General features: G+C 32.9%; 14 protein-coding genes. 11 read left to right on the plus strand and 3 right to left on the minus strand.

What is annotated here, in order from left to right; genetic code table 11:
- Positions 1 to 67: 67 nt before the first annotated feature.
- The gene (locus tag JI750_RS18810; RefSeq protein WP_202005839.1) at positions 68 to 2,479 is read right to left on the minus strand and encodes an alpha/beta hydrolase family protein; all 2,412 of its coding nucleotides are present in this window, start codon (positions 2,477 to 2,479) and stop codon (positions 68 to 70) included.
- 261 nt (positions 2,480 to 2,740) lie between these two features.
- Between JI750_RS18810 and JI750_RS18815 the strand changes: the two genes are divergently transcribed.
- The 3 genes from JI750_RS18815 to JI750_RS18825 all read left to right on the plus strand — a co-directional run bounded on the left by JI750_RS18815 (position 2,741) and on the right by JI750_RS18825 (position 5,202).
- Entirely contained in the window at positions 2,741 to 3,748 is a 1,008-nt protein-coding gene (locus JI750_RS18815; RefSeq protein WP_095929390.1) for a 3-oxoacyl-ACP synthase III family protein, read from the plus strand.
- Between the two features lie 277 nt (positions 3,749 to 4,025).
- Entirely contained in the window at positions 4,026 to 4,349 is a 324-nt protein-coding gene (locus JI750_RS18820) for a GIY-YIG nuclease family protein (protein WP_202005841.1), read from the plus strand.
- A 181-nt stretch (positions 4,350 to 4,530) separates the two neighbouring features.
- Positions 4,531 to 5,202: a copper homeostasis protein CutC gene (locus tag JI750_RS18825; RefSeq protein ID WP_202005843.1), complete on the plus strand. Its 672-nt coding sequence runs from the start codon at positions 4,531 to 4,533 to the stop codon at positions 5,200 to 5,202.
- A 98-nt stretch (positions 5,203 to 5,300) separates the two neighbouring features.
- On the opposite strand, the gene JI750_RS18830 is transcribed toward JI750_RS18825, so the two are convergent.
- Complete coding sequence (locus tag JI750_RS18830; protein ID WP_202005845.1) at positions 5,301 to 7,721, minus strand: TonB-dependent receptor; 2,421 nt, start codon at positions 7,719 to 7,721, stop codon at positions 5,301 to 5,303.
- Between the two features lie 331 nt (positions 7,722 to 8,052).
- Here JI750_RS18830 and argS point away from each other — a divergent pair, with 331 nt between their 5' ends.
- Together argS and JI750_RS18840 are read left to right on the plus strand one after the other, a co-directional pair.
- Positions 8,053 to 9,831, plus strand: coding sequence for an arginine--tRNA ligase (gene argS / locus JI750_RS18835; protein ID WP_202005847.1), 1,779 nt, complete (start codon positions 8,053 to 8,055; stop codon positions 9,829 to 9,831).
- A gap of 347 nt (positions 9,832 to 10,178) precedes the next feature.
- The gene (locus tag JI750_RS18840; RefSeq protein WP_202005849.1) at positions 10,179 to 10,886 is read left to right on the plus strand and encodes a hypothetical protein; all 708 of its coding nucleotides are present in this window, start codon (positions 10,179 to 10,181) and stop codon (positions 10,884 to 10,886) included.
- 70 nt (positions 10,887 to 10,956) lie between these two features.
- On the opposite strand, the gene JI750_RS18845 is transcribed toward JI750_RS18840, so the two are convergent.
- Positions 10,957 to 11,859 (minus strand): DUF6607 family protein, encoded by a 903-nt coding sequence (locus tag JI750_RS18845; protein WP_202005851.1) that lies wholly within the window; start codon positions 11,857 to 11,859, stop codon positions 10,957 to 10,959.
- Positions 11,860 to 11,964: 105 nt separating this feature from the next.
- On the opposite strand from JI750_RS18845, the gene JI750_RS18850 reads away from it, so the two are divergent.
- The 6 genes from JI750_RS18850 (at position 11,965) to ffh (ending at position 22,011) form a co-directional block, all read left to right on the plus strand.
- Positions 11,965 to 14,115 carry a TonB-dependent receptor plug domain-containing protein gene (locus JI750_RS18850; protein WP_202005852.1) on the plus strand — a complete coding sequence of 717 codons (2,151 nt, stop codon included), beginning with the start codon at positions 11,965 to 11,967 and terminating at the stop codon, positions 14,113 to 14,115.
- A 12-nt stretch (positions 14,116 to 14,127) separates the two neighbouring features.
- On the plus strand, positions 14,128 to 15,543 hold the full coding sequence (locus JI750_RS18855) for an HmuY family protein (RefSeq protein WP_202005854.1): 1,416 nt from the start codon (positions 14,128 to 14,130) through the stop codon (positions 15,541 to 15,543).
- Between the two features lie 286 nt (positions 15,544 to 15,829).
- Positions 15,830 to 17,308, plus strand: a complete 1,479-nt coding sequence (locus tag JI750_RS18860) for an SGNH/GDSL hydrolase family protein (RefSeq protein WP_202005856.1) — start codon at positions 15,830 to 15,832, stop codon at positions 17,306 to 17,308.
- Positions 17,305 to 18,726, plus strand: a complete 1,422-nt coding sequence (locus JI750_RS18865) for a GDSL-type esterase/lipase family protein (RefSeq protein ID WP_202005858.1) — start codon at positions 17,305 to 17,307, stop codon at positions 18,724 to 18,726. The genes JI750_RS18860 and JI750_RS18865 overlap by 4 nt, the downstream gene beginning before the upstream one ends.
- A gap of 1 nt (position 18,727) precedes the next feature.
- Entirely contained in the window at positions 18,728 to 20,410 is a 1,683-nt protein-coding gene (locus JI750_RS18870) for an MBOAT family O-acyltransferase (RefSeq protein WP_202005860.1), read from the plus strand.
- A 236-nt stretch (positions 20,411 to 20,646) separates the two neighbouring features.
- The gene (gene ffh, locus JI750_RS18875) at positions 20,647 to 22,011 is read left to right on the plus strand and encodes a signal recognition particle protein (RefSeq protein ID WP_095929402.1); all 1,365 of its coding nucleotides are present in this window, start codon (positions 20,647 to 20,649) and stop codon (positions 22,009 to 22,011) included.
- The last annotated feature ends 121 nt before the right edge of the window (positions 22,012 to 22,132 follow it).

Here is a 22,132-nt window from a genome sequence, read left to right on the forward strand (position 1 = left end):
GTTAAAATAATAAACCCGACAGATTTTAAAAACTTGTCGGGTTTACTTTTGGAATCAAATTATGAATTTAGTTTTTTAGATACTTTTCTAAGAATTGATCTTGTTCCCAAAGCAAATGAAGAATGTTTTCTTTAGCCACATAACTATGTGATTCTTTTGGCAGAATAACCATTCTTGCTGGTGCTCCTAAACCTTTTAATGCTTGAAAATAACGTTCTGTCTGCAAAGTAAAAGTTCCAGGATTATTGTCTGCTTCTCCATGAACCAATAAAATTGGAGTTTTCATTTTTTCAGCATTCATAAATGGAGACATTGTATTGTAAACTTCTGGCGCTTCCCAGTAATTTCTTTGTTCAGATTGGAACCCGAATGGTGTCAATGTTCTGTTGTACGCACCGCTTCTTGCAATTCCGCATGCAAAAAGATCAGAATGTGTTAATAAATTTGCCGTCATAAATGCTCCGTAAGAGTGACCTCCAACGGCAACTTTTTTACGATTGATATAGCCTAAAGCGTCAACAGCATCGATCGCTGCTGCTGCGTTGTCTACTAATTGCGAAATAAAGTTGTCATTCGGTTCTGTAGTTCCTTCACCAATAATTGGAAAAGCGGCATCGTCTAAAACAACATATCCTTTTGTAACCCAATATACAAATGATCCATAGTAAGGAAATGTGAATTCGTTAGAATTTTGAGTAGATTGCGAAGCGCTGTTTCTATCTTTATATTCTGCTGGATAAGCCCAGATCAATAGCGGCAATTTTTCTTTTTTCGTTTTATCATAACCAGCAGGAAGATATAAAGTCCCTGAAAGCTCTAATCCGTCTTTACGTTTGTATTTAATAACTTCTTTGCTGACATTTTTAATGCTTTCAAACGGATTTTTGAAATCAGTAACTTGTGTTAAGCTGTTTTGTTTTTTAATATTTCTGAAATAGTAATTTGGATATTCTGTTTTAGATTGAATTTGAACTAAAACTTTTCCAGAATTAAAATCTTCAATTTCTAAAATATCCTCTTTTTTGTCTTTATAAGGAGACGTATAAATGCGTTTTGATTTTAAAGTTTCTAGATTGAATTCATCCACAAAAGGGAATTGTCCGTTTTTAGTATAACCTTCACCAATTCTATATAAATTATTTTTTTCGATAGCTAAAACATATTTATTATAGGCATTTTTTCTTGTTTCGAAAACTCCAGGATCAGAATAAACATCCTGAGAGTTTCTATCCGTAATCAGTTTTGGCTGCTGACTTGGATTTGAGGGATTTATTAAAAATGTTTTAGTGTTTCTAGTATCGTACCATTCTTCTGAAAGAACCGCTAGATTGTCATTACCCCAAGTAATATCGCTGAAACGCTGTGGTGTTTTTGCTAATGAAGATGCTTCTTTGTCGAAAGGTGCTTCCCAAAGAAAAACTTCATCTCTAAAATCGACTTTGTTAGCTGGATCCCCCTCATCTAAAGCTACGACATAAGATAACGTTGCAGGTTTGTCGTTTCTCCACGCCATTTCTCTTTTTCCTTTTCGAACAGCCATAAAACCTTTTGGCATAATTTCGTTTAAAGGAACCTCATTTACAGTTTTAATTTCTCTTCCACTTAAATCATAAACAATAGTTTTAGAAGGAAATCTATATAAAGGAACTACATAAGAAAATGGTTTTTGAATAGTAGTCAACATAATATAATTGCCATCTGGCGAGATTTTCTCTCCAAAATACATAGCCGCTTCTTTATATAAAGCCGCATCACCATTTAGTTTTACTTTGTATAATTCAGAAGTTATACAGTTTTCAAAATTAGCTTCGTCGTTTTTGTTTTTCAACATATCAGGATACGTTCTGTTTTGTGATTTCTCTCCTGATGTATTCGAAATAATTGGACCCGTTGGCAGATCTTTTTTAGAATCCAAAAGCGGTTGTCTGTTTTTAGGAAGCATTTTTACTAATATCGTTTCACTATCCAAAAACCAGCTAAACGGATTTCCAAGATTTGCATTTACTTTAGCTTCTGTAAGTTTTTCAGCCTGCGCTGTCGCTACATCCAAAACCCAAAGCTCAACACCTGAATTTGTAGTGTGAGAGAATAAGATTTTTTTGTCGTTTGGCGACCAAAGAATGTTTGTTATTTTTGGATTTTCAGGAAGACCTTTAACTTGAATTTCTTCCTTGCCATTTATTTTTCTTAGTTTCAGATTGTTTAAGTAAGTTACAGTACTTGAGATATTAGTTACAGGATTAATTCTTAAGCCTGCCAAACGAACTTCGTCTTGATTGAGATCATCGAGTGTTTTATAGGTATTGCGATACATTAAAAGCATGTTTTCTTTTTTCGTATCCATAGATACAGAAGGCGCTCTTTGGTAATCTGCCAAATCTAGAATGGATTTGGAAGGTTTTTGATAAGTTAGGTTCTCTTGAGCAAAAGAGAAAAAACTTATATTTAAAAATAAAAACAGCGTAACCTTTAATTTCATAGTTTAAATTTTATGGGTTTGTAATAGTATTCAAAATGTTTGTCTAAAATACTTTTATGTTGTTACATCTTGAGTCTGATTTTTAATTTTTTTCAATATTTGTGTCTTAATATTGGCTTTTCAAGAAGTAATTGATGATAAGTTAGTGTAGAATTAAAATATATTAAATTGCTAATAACGAAAAAAATAGTATTTTGTGTACGTATATTTTAAAGTATGCGTAAATTTGCAATCCAATTTTTTAATAAATAATAATAGATTATGTATCATTCAAAAATAGCTGGTTTAGGATATTATGTTCCTTCCAATGTCGTAACTAACGATGATTTGTCTAAGATAATGGATACCAATGATGAATGGATTCAGGAAAGAACTGGAATTCAAGAAAGAAGACACATTATCCGTGGAGAAGACACTACGACTTCAATGGGAGTAAAAGCAGCTAAAATTGCAATAGAGCGTTCTGGCGTTGCCAAAGAAGATATTGATTTTGTAGTTTTTGCTACATTAAGTCCAGATTATTATTTTCCAGGACCAGGTGTTTTGGTTCAAAGAGATTTAGGTTTAAGAACAGTTGGAGCATTAGATGTTAGAAATCAATGTTCTGGTTTTGTTTACGCAATTTCTGTTGCAGACCAATATATTAAAACTGGAATGTACAAAAATATTTTAGTTATTGGTTCTGAGGTTCATTCTACAGGATTAGACATGACAACCCGCGGACGTGGAGTTTCAGTAATTTTTGGAGATGGGGCAGGAGCTGCAGTTTTAAGCCGTGAAGAAGATTTGACAAAAGGAATCTTGTCAACTCATTTGCACTCTGAAGGAGAACACGCTGAAGAATTGGCATTACAAGCACCAGGAATGGGCGCGCGTTGGGTAACAGATATTATTGCAGATAACGATCCAAATGACGAAAGTTATTATCCATATATGAATGGACAGTTTGTATTTAAAAACGCTGTAGTTCGTTTTGCCGAAGTAATTAATGAAGGATTAGAGGCAAATGGTCTTCAGGTTTCAGATATTGATATGTTGATTCCGCATCAAGCAAACTTGAGAATTTCACAATTCATTCAAAACAAATTTAAATTAACAGACGACCAAGTTCATAATAATATCCAGAAATACGGAAACACGACAGCCGCATCTATTCCGATTGCTCTGACAGAAGCTTGGGAACAAGGAAAAATCAAATCTGGAGATACTGTAGTTTTAGCAGCTTTCGGAAGTGGATTTACTTGGGCAAGTGCTATTATTAAATGGTAAAATAATCATCTTACATTATATTTTTTTAAAACTTGCTTCTTATTAGGAGCAGGTTTTTTTTTATACGATTTGTCAGGCTGAGCGGAGTCGAAGCCTACGTTCCAATAGGAGCGCCCTTCGACTCCGCTCAGGGGGACAAAACTTTGACGATTGCATGTGTTTGATTTCTATTTGTCAGGCTGAGCGAAGTCGAAGCCTCGTTCCAATTGGCAAACTCTATCGCGTAATATTTTTGAATTAAATTTCTTACTTTTATTATTTTGAAAATAAAAAAATTATGAAAAGATATTACGTCTATATTTTGAAATGTTCTGATGGAAGTTATTATACAGGAATGACAAATGATATAAATAGAAGACTAAATGAACATAATTATGGTTTAAACAAAGAAAGCTACACATTTAATAAAAGACCTTTAGAGCTAGTGTTTTGCACAGAGTTTAATAATGTAACGCAAGCCATCGCATTTGAAAAGCAAGTAAAGGGCTGGAGCAGGAAAAAGAAAGAAGCTATAATAAAAGATAAATGGGAGGACTTGAAAAAACTTTCTCAATGTTTGAATAAAACAACTCATAAAAATTTTAATAAAAAGGATGTTTAGTATTAAATTAGCCGTCGGTTTTGTTTAGTAGAACAAAGGCGACTTGTCAGGCTGAGCGGAGTCAAAGCCCACGTTCCAATAGGCACGCCCTTCGACTTCGCTCAGGGAGACAAAGATTGAACATAATTGTTTTGCGATTTGTTATGCTGAGCGGAGTAGAAGCCATTTTAATAAAATATAAATGAAAAAAAATCAACTAGAAATAGCTTGTTTTAATTATGAATCGGCATTAATTGCTCAAGCAAATGGTGCGGACAGAATTGAGCTATGTGAAAACATGAAACTGGGAGGAACTACTCCGAATTCTATTTTGGTAGTGAAAGTCCGTGAAAGTTTAAATATAAAAATGCATGTCATTATAAGACCTCGCGGAGGCGATTTTGTTTATTCGGACGAGGAACTTACCGAAATGAAACAAGATATTAAACACTATAAAAAGCTTGGAGTTGATGGTTTTGTTTTCGGAATCTTAAAGGAGAACGGAAAAGTAAATAAAAAGCAAAATAAAGAATTAGTGCATCTGGCACATCCGTTGTCGTGTACTTTCCACCGCGCTTTTGATGTGGTTAAAAATCCTGAAAAATCTCTCGAATCGGTAATTGACTGCGGTTTTAAAACAATTTTGACTTCTGGCCAAGGAGTAAATGTAGAGGAAGGAATTTTAGCTCTAGAAAGACTTCAGGAATTGGCAGGAGATCGAATAGAAATTATGCCAGGTGGTGGTTTGAGATCTTCAAATATAAAATTACTTCAAGAAAAATTAGATCTCACTTTTTATCATTCTTCAGCAATTACAGATGGTTCTGAAATAGCAAATCCCGAAGAAATAAAAGAATTGCGCAATTTTTTATAGTTTTTCATAAAACAAAAAAAAGTCTGGAGTTGGCAAGCTCCAGACTTTTTTTCTACAAGAAATTATTCAAAAATTATTTAAAATCTTCTCAGGCAAGATTAGAACATTCCGCCCCCGCCTTTGTTAGTATTGTCATCTCTTTGTTTACGCTGTAAATTTTTGATTTTTCCGCCTCCAAAGTTGTAAGTCAGACCAAAGTAAACCGTTTGGCTTTCCCATTTAAACTGACCCGCTTGCGGATAAGGATACATGGTGTCAAAAGCATATTTCATAGTGTTGAAAACGTCATTGAAACGAACACTTAAATTCATTTTGTTGTCTAATAATGTATAGCGTGTACCAATATCCATTTTGTACATTTCGTGGCTATTATTCTGAAGTCCATCTGTAGCACCTCTATAGAATCCGAAAGCTAAGAAACTTAAACGTTTGTTTACTTTAAAGTTAGAGTTCATACGTCCGTTGAAAGCAGCAACTGTAATTTTTCTATCAATTGGGTTACTAGTGTTTGTTGCTGGATCATATTGGAATACAATACCTTGCTGATTAATACTTGAGAAATCGATAGATGGTTGAATATCCCACCATTTTGTAATTTTATAATTGAATGAAAGCTCAAATCCGTAAGCTGTATTGTGATCGTAGTTGGTAAAACTCATAATTTGTTTTTCCATGCTTGGATCTGCTGGATCTGGATATAAAATTCTGCTGATTTGATCATTAATGCTTCTCACAAAAACACCAGCTGTAAAACTTCCTTTTTCAAGAGTTTTAGTATAGTTTACTTCTACAGAGTTGGTAAACTGAGGTCTTAATTCAGGATTTCCTAGTGAAGTAACTAATGGAGTAGCAAATTCACGAATAGGTTTTGTCTGCTCTAAACTCGGGCGATCAACACGACGGCTATAGCTAAATTGTAAAGTATTTTTCTCATTTAAATTATACGTTAAATAAGCAGATGGATATAATGTGATATAATCATCATCAAATTTTGTTTGTCCATAATTTAAATTAGCTTGTACTTTATAGCTTTCAAAACGCGCTCCTAATTGGTAGCTAAACTTTTTGTATTTCTGTCCAAATGTTACATAAGCAGAATAAATATCTGTATCATAAGTGTAATGAGACGTTTGGTCTGCAACAGGCAACAAAGGATTTCCAGTAATATAATCGTTAGCCGTTCTTGTAATTCTAGCTTCAGCTCCAGCTTCTAGAGTGGTTTTTTCGTTTAACGGATTAACGTAATCTACGTTTACAGTACTTAATTTTCTAGTCCCTTGTAGATAATCATCATATACAACATCTGAAGCACTATTGTCAATTTTAGTGGTTTTTGTGTCAAAAGAAGCATTTTGAGTTTCTTTATTATCACTATAATTTGCCTCAAAATCTAAAGTATGACCTTCTTTTTTAAAGATGTGTTTGTATGCCAAATTGTATGTTCCAACTCTGTCAGGTCCCCAATATCTCGATTTTTGAAAGATATTAGAAATATCAGAACCAGTTACATTATTATAATCAATATCAGTATCTACATAACCTTTTCCAGTAGATTTATTCTGGTTGGTATAAATAGATAAAGTGTTATGATCATCAATCAAGTAATCCATTCCAATTTTGTATAAGTAAGAATCATTATCATTCAAGACATTTATATTTTGAACGATATCTTGATCAAATCTTTGGATGAATCCTGTGTTTTGGTAAGTTCCAAAATTCTGTCCCACATTTCCAAAGAAATTTACTTTTCCAGTTTTATAATTTAAATCTAAAGACTGATTGTATTTTGCAGTTTTACCAAAAGTAATACCGCCGCTGTACGATCCATTAAAACCAGTATTTGCATTTTTGTGCAAAATAATATTAATGATTCCAGACATTCCCTCTGGATTGTATTTTGCACTTGGATTGGTAATCAGCTCGATTTTTTTGATAGAAGTTGACGGAATCTGTTTCAATAACTGAGCAGGATCTATGTTTGTAGGACGTCCATCAATTAATACACGAACATTATCATTCCCGCGAAGCGAAAGTTTTCCGTCCTGATCTACATTCACAGAAGGAATATTATTCATAATATCTGATGCAGAAGCTCCAGCTGTAGTTAAATCTTTACCAACATTAACTACTTTTCTATCGATTTTTTGTTCAATAGTAGAACGTTCAGCAACAATATTTACACCTTTAAGCTGTGTAGCTTCTTCCTCAAGAGCTACATTTACAGTTGCCGATTTTTTGTTTTCGCTCAAAAGTACAGATCCAATATATTTTCTAAATCCGATATATTGAATTTCGATAGTATAGCTTTTTAAGGCAATATTTTTAAAAGAAAAGTCCCCGTTATCGTCTGTGTTAACGCCTGAAACTACTTTTCCATTTTCTTTAAGTGAAACAGTAGCATAAGAAATTGGAGCGCCATTAGACTTTTCAGTAATTTTTCCAGAGACAGTTCCATTGTTCTGGGCTTGTGCAGTTGCGATTATCCCCAATAACGCAAACAGAAAGAATTTTAATTTCATGATTTTTTACTGATTATTTTTTTTGATTTGATTGATGATGATTCGTTTTGTTAGGTTTCTTTTTTTGTTTTTTTTCGTGACCTCAAAAAATTAAAGTCTCTATTAAGACTCTTTTACGATTGATATGTTACAAGAAATCATAGAAAAAAAAGATATTTTTTTCTCATTCGCTGTTTTGTAAGAGATTAGCCTTTTGATTTTTTGATAATTTTAACAATTAAAAAATGTGCTTTTTTGTCAAATCAAAACTCTTTTCTCGAATTTAATATGTTTTTGATTTTCTGTAATTGATGAATAAGCAGTATCTTTGCTCACTTTAAAATAAGTTTACATGTCATTACAACAAATTCTTACACCTTCTATACAAAAAGCAATACAAGCATTATTTGATGTTACTGTTGATAAAATCGAATTTCAAACGACTAGAAAAGAGTTTGAAGGAGATATTACAATGGTAATTTTCCCTTTGCTAAAAGTGATTAAAAGTAATCCGGCTGAATTGGGAAATAAAATTGGAAATTATTTAGTAGAAAATGTTTCTGAAGTTGCGCGCTTTAATGTAGTTTCTGGTTTCTTGAATATTGTGATTTCAGATAGTTATTATCTAGATTTCTTTAATGGAATAAAAGACCAAAAACAATTTGGTTTTGTGGCTCCAAACCCAGGCGAAAAAGCAATAATGGTAGAATATTCTTCTCCAAACACTAATAAACCTTTGCACTTAGGACACGTTCGTAACAATTTGTTAGGATATTCTGTTGCAGAAATTTTAAAAGCTTCTGGTAAAAAAGTTTATAAAACGCAAATTATCAACGATAGAGGAATTCATATCTGTAAATCAATGTTAGCTTGGGAGAAATTCGGAAACGGAGAAACTCCTGAAATTTCTGGTTTAAAAGGAGACAAACTAGTTGGTAAGTATTATGTTGAGTTTGATAAAGCTTACAAAGCTGAAATTAATGGTTTAATAGAAACTGGTAAAACAGAGGAAGAAGCTAAAAAACAAGCACCAATCATTATTGAAGCTCAAGATATGCTTAAAAAGTGGGAAGCTGGTGATGAAAAAGTGATTGAGCTTTGGAAAAAAATGAACGAATGGGTTTATGAAGGTTTCGCAACAACTTACGCCAATCTTGGAGTCAATTTTGATAAATATTACTATGAAAGTAACACCTATCTTTTAGGTAAAGATGTTGTGCAGGTAGGTTTAGATAAAGGAGTTTTCGAAAAAGACCCAGACGGTTCTGTTTGGATCGATTTAACAGATGAAGGTTTAGATCGTAAAATTGTTTTGCGTTCTGATGGAACAGCGGTTTACATGACGCAAGATATCGGAACAGCAATTCAGCGTGTAAAAGATATGCCAGATGTTGGTGGAATGATTTATACAGTTGGAAATGAGCAAGATCATCACTTTAAAGTGTTGTTCTTAATCTTGAAGAAATTAGGTTTTGATTGGGCTTCAAATTTATATCATTTATCATACGGAATGGTAGATTTACCTTCTGGAAAAATGAAAAGTCGTGAAGGAACTGTTGTAGATGCTGATGATTTGATGCAAGATATGACAGATACGGCAAAACAGATTTCAGAAGATTTAGGAAAATTAGATAGCTATTCTAATGAAGAAAAAGCTAAATTGTATAAAACAATTGGTTTAGGAGCTTTGAAATATTACATTTTGAAGATAGACCCTAAAAAACGTATTTTGTTCAACCCAGAAGAATCTGTAGATTTTGCCGGAAATACAGGTCCGTTTATCCAGTACACATACGCTAGAATTCAGTCAATTATCCGTAAAGCCGATTTTGATTTTTCTGCGAAAATTGAAATCGAAGAATTGCATGAAAAAGAAAAAGAATTGGTAAAACAAATCGAACTTTTCCCAGAAGTAATTCAAAATGCAGCTCAAAATCATAGTCCGGCATTAATTGCTAACTATACTTACGATTTAGTAAAAGAGTACAACTCTTTTTATCAGTCAGTACATATTTTAGGAGAAGTTGATTTGACTAAAAAAATATTCAGAGTACAGCTTTCTCAGAAAGTTGCTGAGGTAATTAAATCTGCATTTCAATTATTAGGAATTGAAGTTCCTGAGAGAATGTAGTTTTTGTAGATTGTAAAAAAAAAGAGCCGATAATTACTTTAATTATCGGCTCTTTTTTTATTGTCATGCAAGACAGGATTGTATTTCTTTACTGAATATTTAGAGAAGAATTTAAAGAATTTCTTATTTTATTATTAAGAAATTCACTGACTGAATTTTCGTGTAAAAAATAGAAAATAACATTTGTAAATATCGTTTTTATAATTATGTTTACGGTAAGAAAATATTTGATAATAATAGCTTCTAAGGCTAGTAGATATAAGTGTTTAAATAATTTTTTTACTGTAAAAAATAACCGAGGAAGCCGAAAATCGCGAGAGTAGGCAAAATTTTAAACCCAAAAACCAATGATCAAAAAAACTTTACTTTTAATGATGCTTTTTTTAGCATGTACAGCTACAAAAGCGCAAGATTTAATTAACCCATCTTATGGATTTTCACACAGTAAAACAGCTTACATTACGCTAGCAGACGGAACAGAAATTAGTGGAACTATTCGTGACATTGACAGAGATAAAGGGTTAATTGAATTTATTAAATTGCAAGACGCAGCTGGAAAAAAGCACAAATTAAAACCAGAAGATATTAAATTTATGTATTTGCCACCAAGTGGACTTGACAATTTGACTAAAAAAATTGATTTTGGAACAGATTTTCAAAAATGGAATGATGATAAACTGAACCAAGAGTACATCAAAGAAGGTTATGCTTATTTTGAAACAGCGGATGTACAAGTTAAGAAAAAAACTTCAAAACTTTTAATGCAACTATTGAACCCTGCATTCAGTAAAGAATTTAAAATATACTGTGATCCACATGCAAAAGAAACTACTTCTTTAGGAGTTGGAGGTATTAAATTTGTAGGTGGAGATGCTAAATCTTACTATGTTGCTAAAAAAGATGCACCTGCATTTTTATTAAAGAAAAAAGAATACAAAAAAGAGTTTGCAACATTGTGGAGCGGATGTGATAAATTAATCACTGCATCTTCAGCAGATCCAAAATGGACAGATTTATCAAAACATGCTGTTACATATTCTGAGTGTGCTCAGTAATTGAAGTGAAAAAATAAAAAAAAGCCGGAAGTCTCAAAACTTCCGGCTTTTTTATAACAACTAATTCTAATTACTTAACAAATTTGTCAATGATTTTATCTGTTTCTGCTTTTGCAGTATCTGGTTTTAAATCAAATAGAAGAGAATAAAGAGCTTTTCTTTCAACTTTAGCTTCTAAGTTTAAGTCTTGGTGTCTGTCAAAAAGAGTCTGCCATTTGTCGCGAACGTTTTTCCAAAGTGCGTTATTCTCTTTCCACCATTTTTGAGCTGCAATACATTTTACATCTGGAACTTTAGTATATACATCAAACCCTTTTTCTTGTGCTAGTAATACATCTTTTCCAGCGTCGTCACGAACTAATTTATCATTGTCTTGTTCGTGATTCCATCCTGTAGCAGTAATTTCGTGGATGTTTCTTCTTTTTAAAACATTATAATCGTTACGTTTTGTCTGCTCTCTTCTTGGAAGTGGAGCATCGGCAACGTTTGCCCAGTAATCTTGTCCGTCAACGTGAACCCATGTTGAAGAACCTTCATATCTTGGACTATCATCTACTTGATATACTTTTTGAGTCCATTGACCTTTTACGGCTTTTTTGTCTAATTTCTTGTATTTCCAAGAATTGCCTTTATCAAAAGTATATAAGTCTGTGTTTTCGTATAGCCAATCTTGTCTCCAGTGTTTGATAATCATATCAGGACTTACAATAAGTAAATGCTGCATGACAATTTTGTTAGGAGTATCTTCTAATAATTCTACCCATTCTAAAGCAGATTCATGTTTAGTTTCAGAAGGCTTATAAGTAAGAGAATCTTTTGGGTAAGAGAAAGTTTCTGTGAAATTAAACTTTACTTCATAACAACCACACATCGATTTAATAGATTTTATGTCTTGTTGTTTCTTGTCCTGACTAAATCCAAGACCACATGTTAAAGCCATAGCGGCTGACAAAAAGAGGCTTTTTGAAATCATAACTTATTATTTTGTTTTTAAAATTTTCGCAAATATATAAATTTAATTTAGAACAATTAAAAATAGTTATATATTTGCGTCGATTATTAAGACTGAATAAAAATAATGAAAATTAAAATTACCCTTTTTGCTGGATTTCTATTTTGTACATATTCTTTTGCTCAGCAGAAAGATAGTATTGCCTCTAAGGAAAAACTTTCAGAGGTTGTTGTTACAGGACAGTTTGAACCACAATCTATAAAGAAGTCTGTTTTTAATGTGCGTGTAATTTCAAAAGAAGATATTAAACAATTAGCAGCAAATAATCTTGCGGATGTTTTGAACCAATACTTAAATATTACGATTCGAAATAGTGGGAGTGATGGACGTTCGACTGTTTCTATGTTTGGATTGGATTCACAGTATTTTAAAATTTTAGTTGATAATATACCATTGGTAAGTGACACTGGAATGGGGACAAATGTAGATCTAACGCAAGTGAATCTTGATGACGTAGAGCGTATCGAGATTATAGAAGGCTCTATGGGAGTAACTCATGGTGCAAATGCTGTTACCGGTATATTGAACATTATTACTAAAAAAGGAGGAACTCATAAGTGGGATATTAGTGCAACTGTTCAGGAAGAAACAGTAGGAAATGAATATTCATTTTCTGATAAAGGACGTCATATTCAATCAGCAAAAATAGGTCATAATTTTAACGATAATTGGTTTGTGAATGTAGGAGGGAATCATAATAATTTTGAAGGTTTCTATGATAATATGAAAGGAAAAGATCATTATGCGACAGATGGTTTGAGAGGGTACAGTTGGTTACCAAAAGAACAATGGGTTGGAAATGCAATGCTTGGATACCAGAAAAACAGTTTTAAAATTTTCTACAAATTTGATTACTATGGGGAAAATGTAGATTATTATAGTCCAATATTGGTTCCTCAAGATAATTATCCTTTCCCTGAGACTTATTTTACGAGAGACAAAAGATACATTACAAATAGGTTTTACCATCATTTAAATGCAAACGGAAAGGTTTTTTCTAAATTAAACTACAATATTTCTATTTCGCATCAAAAACAAGAACGAGATGCAGAATTGTTTGATTATCAAATGGAGACTCAGAAAGAATCTAATAATAACAGATTTACATATCAGTCTAAGGAAGTTTTTTATTCAACAGGAGCGTTAAGTAACTTTTTTAATAATAAAAAAGTCGATTTCCAGCTTGGTTATGAGATTACGAATGAAAATGGGTTCTATAGTAGTGCTGCAGGAACATTTTTAGATAATCAGCTTCAGTCTAAAGATGTCAGAAAGAGATTAGAGAATTACGATATTTTTACAGTTGCAGAGATTAGTTTGACAGATAAATTCTCTATTCGCCCAGGCCTTCGATATTCGTTTCAGTCTGCTTTTGAAAACCAATATGCGAGTTCGTTAGGACTGAGATATCTTTTCAAAAAAGGATTAGAAGCTAGAGCCTCTCTTGGGAAATCATATCGTACGCCAAATTTTGATGAATTATATACCTATTTTGTAGATTCTAATCATAATGTACAAGGCAACCCTAATTTGGTTCCAGAAAATAGTACTTCATATGAAGTTAGTTTTAAAAGAACCTGCCACTTTGATTCGGGAGCTCAAATAGCAAATAATCTTGCCGTAACTTTTTTAGATGTTAATGACAGAATTGATATGGTTTTAGTTGAGCTTCCAGGTAAGTATCAATATATAAATATCAATAAGTACAAAATGTGGAATATTTCAACCACAGAACAATATGCTTATAAAAACTGGAATGTAAAAGTTGGAGCTGCACTTGTTGGTATTTCACAAAAGCTAGATTTGGCTCAGTTGAATATTAGTTCTGATGATAAATTTTTGTATTCCTTACAGTTGAATTCTAGCGTTTCTTATAATATTCCAAAATGGAATACTTTGCTAGCACTTTATTATAAATATAATGGGCAGCAACAGCAATTTGCAGCAGGGACAGACGAAAACGGTAAAGCAAAATTTTATTTGAATGAAATTAAACCTTATAGCTGGATGGACGCTTCGGCTCGTAAAACATTCTTCAATAATAAATTTGAAGTTACAGTTGGTGCTCGTAATTTATTCAATATTACTTCTGTTCAAATTACTCAGGGTAACGGTGGTGCAAGTGGAGGAGCTCATGGTTCTGGAAGTTCAGAATTAATGCTTGCTTATGGACGCTCTTATTTTCTTAAACTAACATATAATCTAAATTTTAATTAATAAATCAATACCATGAAAAAAAACTTTATTTTAATATTATCTTTTGTACTGCTTGCTATTGGAGCTTGTAGTAGTGATGATGAAGTGGCGCAGGCTAATGTAGTTGCTTTCGCTGCAACTTCAGTAAATTTATCTGCTGAAACAACTCCAATCGAAATTAAATTTGCTTCTCCAACAGCTTCAGCAGGGTCGCTAACTCTGTCTTACACTGAAACTGCAGTTGCAAATGGTACAGATTACAATACAACACCAGCAATAGCTGCAAGTAAAGTAATAGTTCCTTTCGAAAAAAATGTTTCTTCGGTAACATTTACTTTTAAGAAATTAAAAGAGGCTATAGAAGGCGAAGTTAAAAATGTTGTTTTTACTATTAGCAGTGCAACTATTAATGCTGTAATTTCTGAAAACAAATCAATTCAAGTAAACTTTAACGAAACCGCTTCTTTAGGAACGTCTTTGTCTCCAGAAGTTGGTGGGCCAATGGAACCAAATCAAGTTTATATTGATTTAAGTAGTGGAAAAATGACTTCTGCCTTACGTAATTCTTGGGATCTAGGATTTTACTCTGGTTCAGAATTTAGAGTAGTGTTAAACAGCTCAGTTAAAATGGCTGCAAAAAAACTTGAAACAAGCAATATTGATGAGGTTCAGGTAGCTGATGAAACGATGATTATTTCTCAAGGAACTGGGTTTTCTTCTCAAGTTGATGACTCAGCTGGTGATATTACAAAAACAGCAATTGCTGAAGTATCTGCAACTGATTCTGAAAATAAAGTTTATTTAGTTTATTTAGGAAATAAACCGGCAGATGTAGCTCCAGTTTTAGGAAAAGAAGGTGCAGTGGGAGGAGCAACAAGAGGATGGAAAAAAATTAGAGTTTTAAAAAGTGGAAATGACTATAAAATTCAATATGCTAATATTGATGCAACAACACACCAAGAAGTTGTTGTTGCTAAAAATTCTGCTTATAACTTTACTTTCTTTAGTTTGCTAGATAATAAAACGGTTAGCGTTGAACCACAAAAGGCACAATGGGATCTTAATTTTACAACCTTTGTTAATGTGATTCCTTATGCAGGGTCTACAGTGCCATATTTCTACCCCGATTATGTAGTTAATAATGTAAAAGGAGGAGCACAAACTTACCAAGTGTTAGTAACGGCGACAACGACATATGAGAACTTTACATTGGCTAATGTTGAAACGGCTAAGTTTACTGCGGACCAAAGAAATATTGGTTCAAACTGGAGAGGTACTTCTGCTACAGGACCAAACGGAGATATTATAACTCAGTTTGTTTTAAAAACCGATCGATTCTTTGTTGTAAAAGATCCAGCAGGAAATGTATACAAAATGAAATTTACAGGTGGAGCAAAAGCAGATTTAGAAAGAGGACATCCATCATTCCAATATGCTATCTTAAAATAAATTCATAGATGAAAAAATCTAAAGATTATAAAGAATATTTCATTTTAACTTAAAAATGCTTCGGCATTAAAATTTAGTTAATCATTAGCTTTGTTTTTTTTATTTTTTTTTTTTGATAAAGAGGTTAGGATTTTTCTAACCTCTTTTTTTTGTTCTACTTTCTTGTTAAAATGAAACAGAAACAAAATGTTATTCTATCTTTGCACAAATTTTTTCTGCAATAAGTTAACAGTTATTTAATTGGTTTAATTTTTGAACGCAGTCCTTCATATTTTATAATTATTAAGTGAATACAAAATCTTATTTTTTTCAGTCTTTTGCAATCGTGGCTTTAGCGTTGGTTGCTTTTATTGGGTTTAAACAAATCCTTCCAGACAAAATATTTTCTGAGAGTAAGTTAGATTCTAAAAATATATTGATAGACAGTTTGCTATTAGAATCTGTTGCAGAAGATTCACTATCGCTAGATAAAGATAGTATCGCAAAAAGCGAGGAAGCACTAAGCGGGCAGAAAATTGTTTTTGATGAAACAGAAGGAATCGAGTTTCCTGCTGAAACATTCGAAAACTACAAAGGATATCAATACCTGATTTCTTTCTATGAGAAATTGTATCAGCTAGAAAAAAATCCACAAAACAAAGTTAGAATTGCTTACTACGGAGATTCTATGACCGATGGAGATTTAATCGTACAAGACGTTCGTACTAATTATCAGGAACGTTTTGGTGGAAACGGTGTTGGTTTTGTTTCTATTACTTCAGAATCTGCTGCTTCAAGAGGTTCTGTAAAATCATCTTATTCTAAAAACTGGAAAACGCAGTCTTACTTAAATGTAAAAAGGCCAACAAGTCCTTTTGGAGTTAACGGACATGTGTTTTTTGCAAATGACAAATCCAATTCAACTTGGGTTCAGTATGAAGCTGGACTTAACAAATATTCTACTTCTTTAGATAATGCAACGTTATTTTATGGACGTTCATCTAAAGTAGGAAAAGTGAATTTTATTATAGGGAAAGATACACTTAAGAAAAGTCTTTCTCCGAATAATTTAGTGAACACCTTAAAAGTTTCATCTGGAAGTTTAAAAGCTTTCAAAGCAAACTTTGTTCAAGCAGATTCTATTCCGATTTACGGATTTAATTTTGATAACGGAAGTGGAGTTCATGTTGATAATTTCTCCCAAAGAGGAAATTCTGGACTTCCAATTTCGATGTTCAATGCAGATGTAATGAGAGCTTTCAATAATAGTTTAAAATATGATTTGATTATTCTTCATTACGGAACCAACGTTTTAAATTACGGAACTAAAAATTATTCTTGGTATGAAAAAGGAATGACTAAAACCGTAAATAAAATAAAAGAATCTTTTCCAGGAGTTTCAATTTTAATTGTTTCTACTGCTGATAAATCGACGAAATATGATTTGGAAATGAAAACCGATTCTGCTGTAGTTCCTCTTATGAAGGCGCAAAAGCATTATGCGCTGGAAGCACAAGCTGGGTTTGTGAATTTATATACTCTTATGGGAGGAGATGGCTCTATGATCAAATGGGTAGATGAGACTCCAGCAAAAGCAAATAAAGATTATACCCACTTTAACCAACGAGGTGCAAAAGCAATTGGTAATTTGCTATACGGACAGTTGAATAAAGGATACGAAGAATATAAAGTGCTCAGAGAAAAAAGAGATGCTGAAGGAACTAAGCCTAAACCAGTAAGAAAAGCCAGACCCGATTCCGTTTCAGTAACAAAAGACAGTGTATGATAAATAAACTTATTCTTTTCTCTTGTTGTCTTTTTTTTGCAACAAATGAAAAAACTCCAAAAACAGATTTAGATCCAACACCAAAAAGTATGATTCAAAAAGCAGATACAGCAGCAATTTATGCTCCTTCTGATGGTCAGATTTATAATGCTAAAGCGTTAACCGATTTTTTTCAGAAACTGGAAGAAAATGAAGATAAGAAGAATCAGAAAATCAATATTGTACATATTGGAGATTCTCATATTCAAGGTGATTTGATGACCAATGAAATCAGAAAAAAACTGCAGCAGAAATTTGGTAATGCAGGACGCGGTTTAGTATTTCCGTATCAATTGGCTAAAACAAATGGTTCTTACAACGAGCGTTTCAAATCGAATAGAGTTTGGGAAAGTTATAGAAATATTCACCCAGTTAAAAATTGTCCGATTGGGTTAAGTGGAATTGGACTTTGGAGAGATTCCGGCGGATTTGTTGTAGAAATGAACGTAAAAGATCTGTCTTATAAATTCAATACAATAAAACTTATTACGCCCCAAAATCAGAATATGTTTGATTTAGCTATTTCGTCTAAAATCAACTCCATTCAGACCACAGAGCCCAAAGTAATTACACATAAAATTAAAAAAGGCGAAGTACTTGGGACCATTGCAGACAAATACAATGTTTCGATTGCAGAAATTAAAAGAGACAATCATTTAAAATCTAACAATATCCGAGCGGGAAGAACTTTAAGAATTGCAACAAAGGAAACTAGACAAAAGACCATTTCGATGTCAGAGTTTGTCCCCTTGGCAATAAAATCAGATTCATATTCGCACTATTATAATTCCGAAAATGCTTTAAGTCGAATTTTCTTGATTCCGAGCAAAGATGCAAAAGATTACGAGTTAAACGGAATTATTTTAGAAAAAGATACTCCAGGAATTATATACAGCGGAATTGGAGTGAACGGAGCTAAATATTCTGATTACAACAAATATCCGTTATTCTTTGATCAGTTAAAATCATTGCATCCAGATTTACTGGTTTTCTCTTTAGGAACAAATGAAAGTTACGATCACTTAGATGCTAATAATTATATCAAAGAACTAAGAGAGTTTATTCGCAATATAAGAGCACAGAAAATAGATGCGCCAATTATTGTAATGACGCCGCCACCATCTTTACTAAGAAGAAAGCCCAATACTTATATTGATGATTATGCAAAACAAATTATAGATATAGCCCAGAAAGACGGTTTTGCAGTTTGGGATTTGTACGACGAATTTGGAGGTATGAGTGGCATAAGACAATTAAAAGTACAAGGATTAATTGGGCCAGACTGGGTTCATTATTCCAAAAAAGGATACGAGAAACAGGGAGATTTGTTTACTCAGGCATTTTTGAGATCATACGATAATTTTAAATCAAAGAAGTAAGTTGACAGCAATAGATAGCATTAATAATTGGTTCATTCAAAATTTTGGTGCAATTACAATAGAACAAGTTAAAAGTTGGTTCGTTTATAATGAAGATGAAAAACTTTTATTCAATACCGGTTTATTCCTAGGATTATTTTTGGTTTTCTATTTTGTGTATGGTTTTTTACGCAAAACATTTTATTTGAGATTAACGTATGTTATTCTCTTTTCACTTTTCTTTTATTATAAATCTAGCGGAATTTACTTTTTGCTGTTATTACTATCGTCAGTTGTAGATTATGGTTTAAGCCAAATTATTTACAGAGAAAGTAGAAACAGCGTTAAGAAGTTTTATTTGGTGATAAGTGTTATTTTGAACTTAGCACTTTTAGGCTATTTCAAATATATGAACTTTTTGATCGTGACATACAACGATATGTTTCATGGTAATTTTGCACTTCATAATGTTTTTCTTCCTGTTGGAATTTCGTTTTATACGTTCCAATCTATGAGTTATATTATTGAGATCTATAGAGAAGAAATTAAACCGACAAAAAATTACATCGAATATTTATTCTTCGTGTCATTCTTCCCTCAATTAGTTGCGGGACCAATTGTACGTGCGAAAGACTTTTTGCCTCAGATTTATCAAAAATTAAACTTGACAAAACAAGACGTAAACAATGCCTTGTTTTTGATTATTGGAGGATTAATTAAGAAAACCGTAATCTCAAATTACATATCAGTAAACTTCGTTGACCGTGTTTTTGATACGCCAATGAGTTATACTTCTTTCGAAAATTTAATGGCTTCGTATGGATATGCCATTCAGATTTACTGTGATTTCTCTGGATATTCAGACATGGCAATTGGTATTGCATTATTGCTTGGATTTAAATTGCCAGTCAACTTTAGAACTCCATACAAATCGACTTCGATTACCGATTTCTGGAGAAGATGGCATATTTCGCTTTCGACTTGGTTAAAAGACTTTTTATACATTTCGATTGGAGGAAATCGAGAAGGATCTTTCGCGGGATATTTATTCCCAAGTTTATTTTTCTTCGGATTGTTGCTTTGGGGAATGTCTTGTTATAATGAGAGTGTAATTCCGCTTGTCATTGCAGGAATCAGTATTTTGATTTTCGCTTTATCATTTTTACTTTCAAGCAAAATAAAACAAACACTAGTAACCAATTTCAATTTGTTTACTACAATGCTTTTAGGTGGTTTGTGGCATGGAGCAGGAGCACAATTTATAGTTTGGGGAGCACTTCACGGATTAGCTTTAGCGGTTCATAAAATATTCATGGAATTTTTTCCTTCGAAGAAAGATAAAAGCCCTAATTTTTTGTGGAGATTTTTCTCAATCGTGATCACTTTTCATTTTGTAGTTTTCTGCTGGATTTTCTTCAGAGCAAGAGATTTCGAAACAGCTTTGCAAGTAATTAATAATATTGGACAATTGACTTTCGAACCAGAACTTTGGAAAACAATTGTATTAGGTTACAAAAATGTTTTCGGATTAATGTTGTTCGGTTATGTTTGGCATTTCTTGCCAGAATCATTCACCAACGGAATGAAATCGGTTTTCGATAAAACGCCATTATTAGTAAAAGCCATAATTCTAGGATTCGTTTACTGGATTGTTTATGCAACAGCAGTTGCAGGTTCGCAGCCATTTATTTATTTCCAGTTCTAGAAAGATATAGCCGCAAAGGCATAAAGGCGCAAAGGTTTTTATTTTTTGCGCCTTTTTTGTTTATAGCCACAGATTAAAAGGATTGAAAGATTTTTTAAAATCTGCTAAAATCTTTTTAAATCTGCGAGAAACAAAAACTTTGTGTCTTAGTGCCTTCGTGGCAAAATTGCATTCAAATAAAAATTGCCTGAAATATCTAATTAGATTATCTTTGCACTTCATATAAAGAAAATGATATGTTTGATAATTTAAGTGATAAGTTAGATAAAGCGTTCCATATATTAAAAGGACACGGTAAAATTACAGAAGTAAACGTTGCCGATACTTTAAAAGAAGTTCGTCGTGCGTTACTTGATGCCGATGTTAACTTTAAAATTGCTAAAGATTTTACTGCAAGAGTAAAAGACAAAGCAATTGGTCAGGATGTATTAACAACATTACAGCCAGGACAATTATTGGTTAAGTTAGTAAAAGACGAACTTACCGAATTAATGGGTGGAGATGTTGCTGGTGTGAACCTTTCTGGAAATCCAACAGTTATTTTGATGTCTGGACTTCAAGGTTCTGGTAAAACGACTTTCTCTGGAAAATTAGCAAACTTCTTAAAAACAAAGAAAAATAAGAAACCACTTCTTGTAGCTTGTGATATCTACCGTCCAGCGGCGATTAATCAGCTTCATGTTGTGGGAGATCAAATAGGTGTTGAGGTTTACTCAGAACCAGAAAATAAAAATCCTGTAGAAATTGCTCAAAATGCAATTAAACATGCTAAAGCAAACGGATTCAATGTTGTTATCGTCGATACAGCTGGACGTTTGGCGGTAGATCAGGAAATGATGGACGAGATTGCACGTGTTCACAAAGCAATTCAGCCACAAGAAACATTGTTCGTTGTAGACTCTATGACAGGACAAGACGCTGTAAACACAGCAAAAGCTTTCAACGATATCTTGAACTTTGATGGAGTTATCTTAACGAAATTAGACGGTGATACTCGTGGTGGAGCTGCACTTTCAATCAAATCGATTGTAAACAAACCAATTAAATTTGTTGGTACTGGAGAAAAAATGGAAGCAATTGATGTTTTCTATCCAGAACGTATGGCTGAGCGTATCTTAGGAATGGGAGACGTTGTGTCTCTTGTTGAAAGAGCTCAGGAACAATTTGACGAAGAAGAAGCTAGAAAACTTCAAAAGAAAATCGCTAAAAACGAGTTTGGTTTTGATGACTTCTTAACGCAGATTCAGCAAGTAAAGAAAATGGGTAATATGAAAGACTTGGTTGGAATGATACCAGGTGCTTCAAAAGCGATGAAAGATGTTGAAATTGAAGACGACGCTTTCAAACATATCGAAGCGATCATTTATTCGATGACGCCTGGAGAAAGAAGCAAACCAGCCATTATCGACGTAAAAAGAAAAGCCAGAATCGCTAAAGGTTCGGGAACAAAAGTCGAGCAAGTAAATCAGCTGATGAAGCAGTTTGACCAAATGAGCAAGATGATGAAGATGATGCAAGGCCCAGGCGGAAAAAATCTGATGAAAATGATGGGAGGTATGAAAGGGATGCCGGGTGGTATGCCAGGAGGAATGCCGAAATAATAAAAAGAGTTTCAAGTTTAAGGTTTCAAGTTAAGAGACCAAAACTTGAAACTTTTTCACTTAAATATATTAAGAGTTTCGTTTTAACGTGAACTTGAAACCTGAAACAAAAATTAAAACC

This window comes from Flavobacterium tagetis (genome assembly GCF_016735615.1).
Lineage (GTDB): Bacteria > Bacteroidota > Bacteroidia > Flavobacteriales > Flavobacteriaceae > Flavobacterium > Flavobacterium tagetis.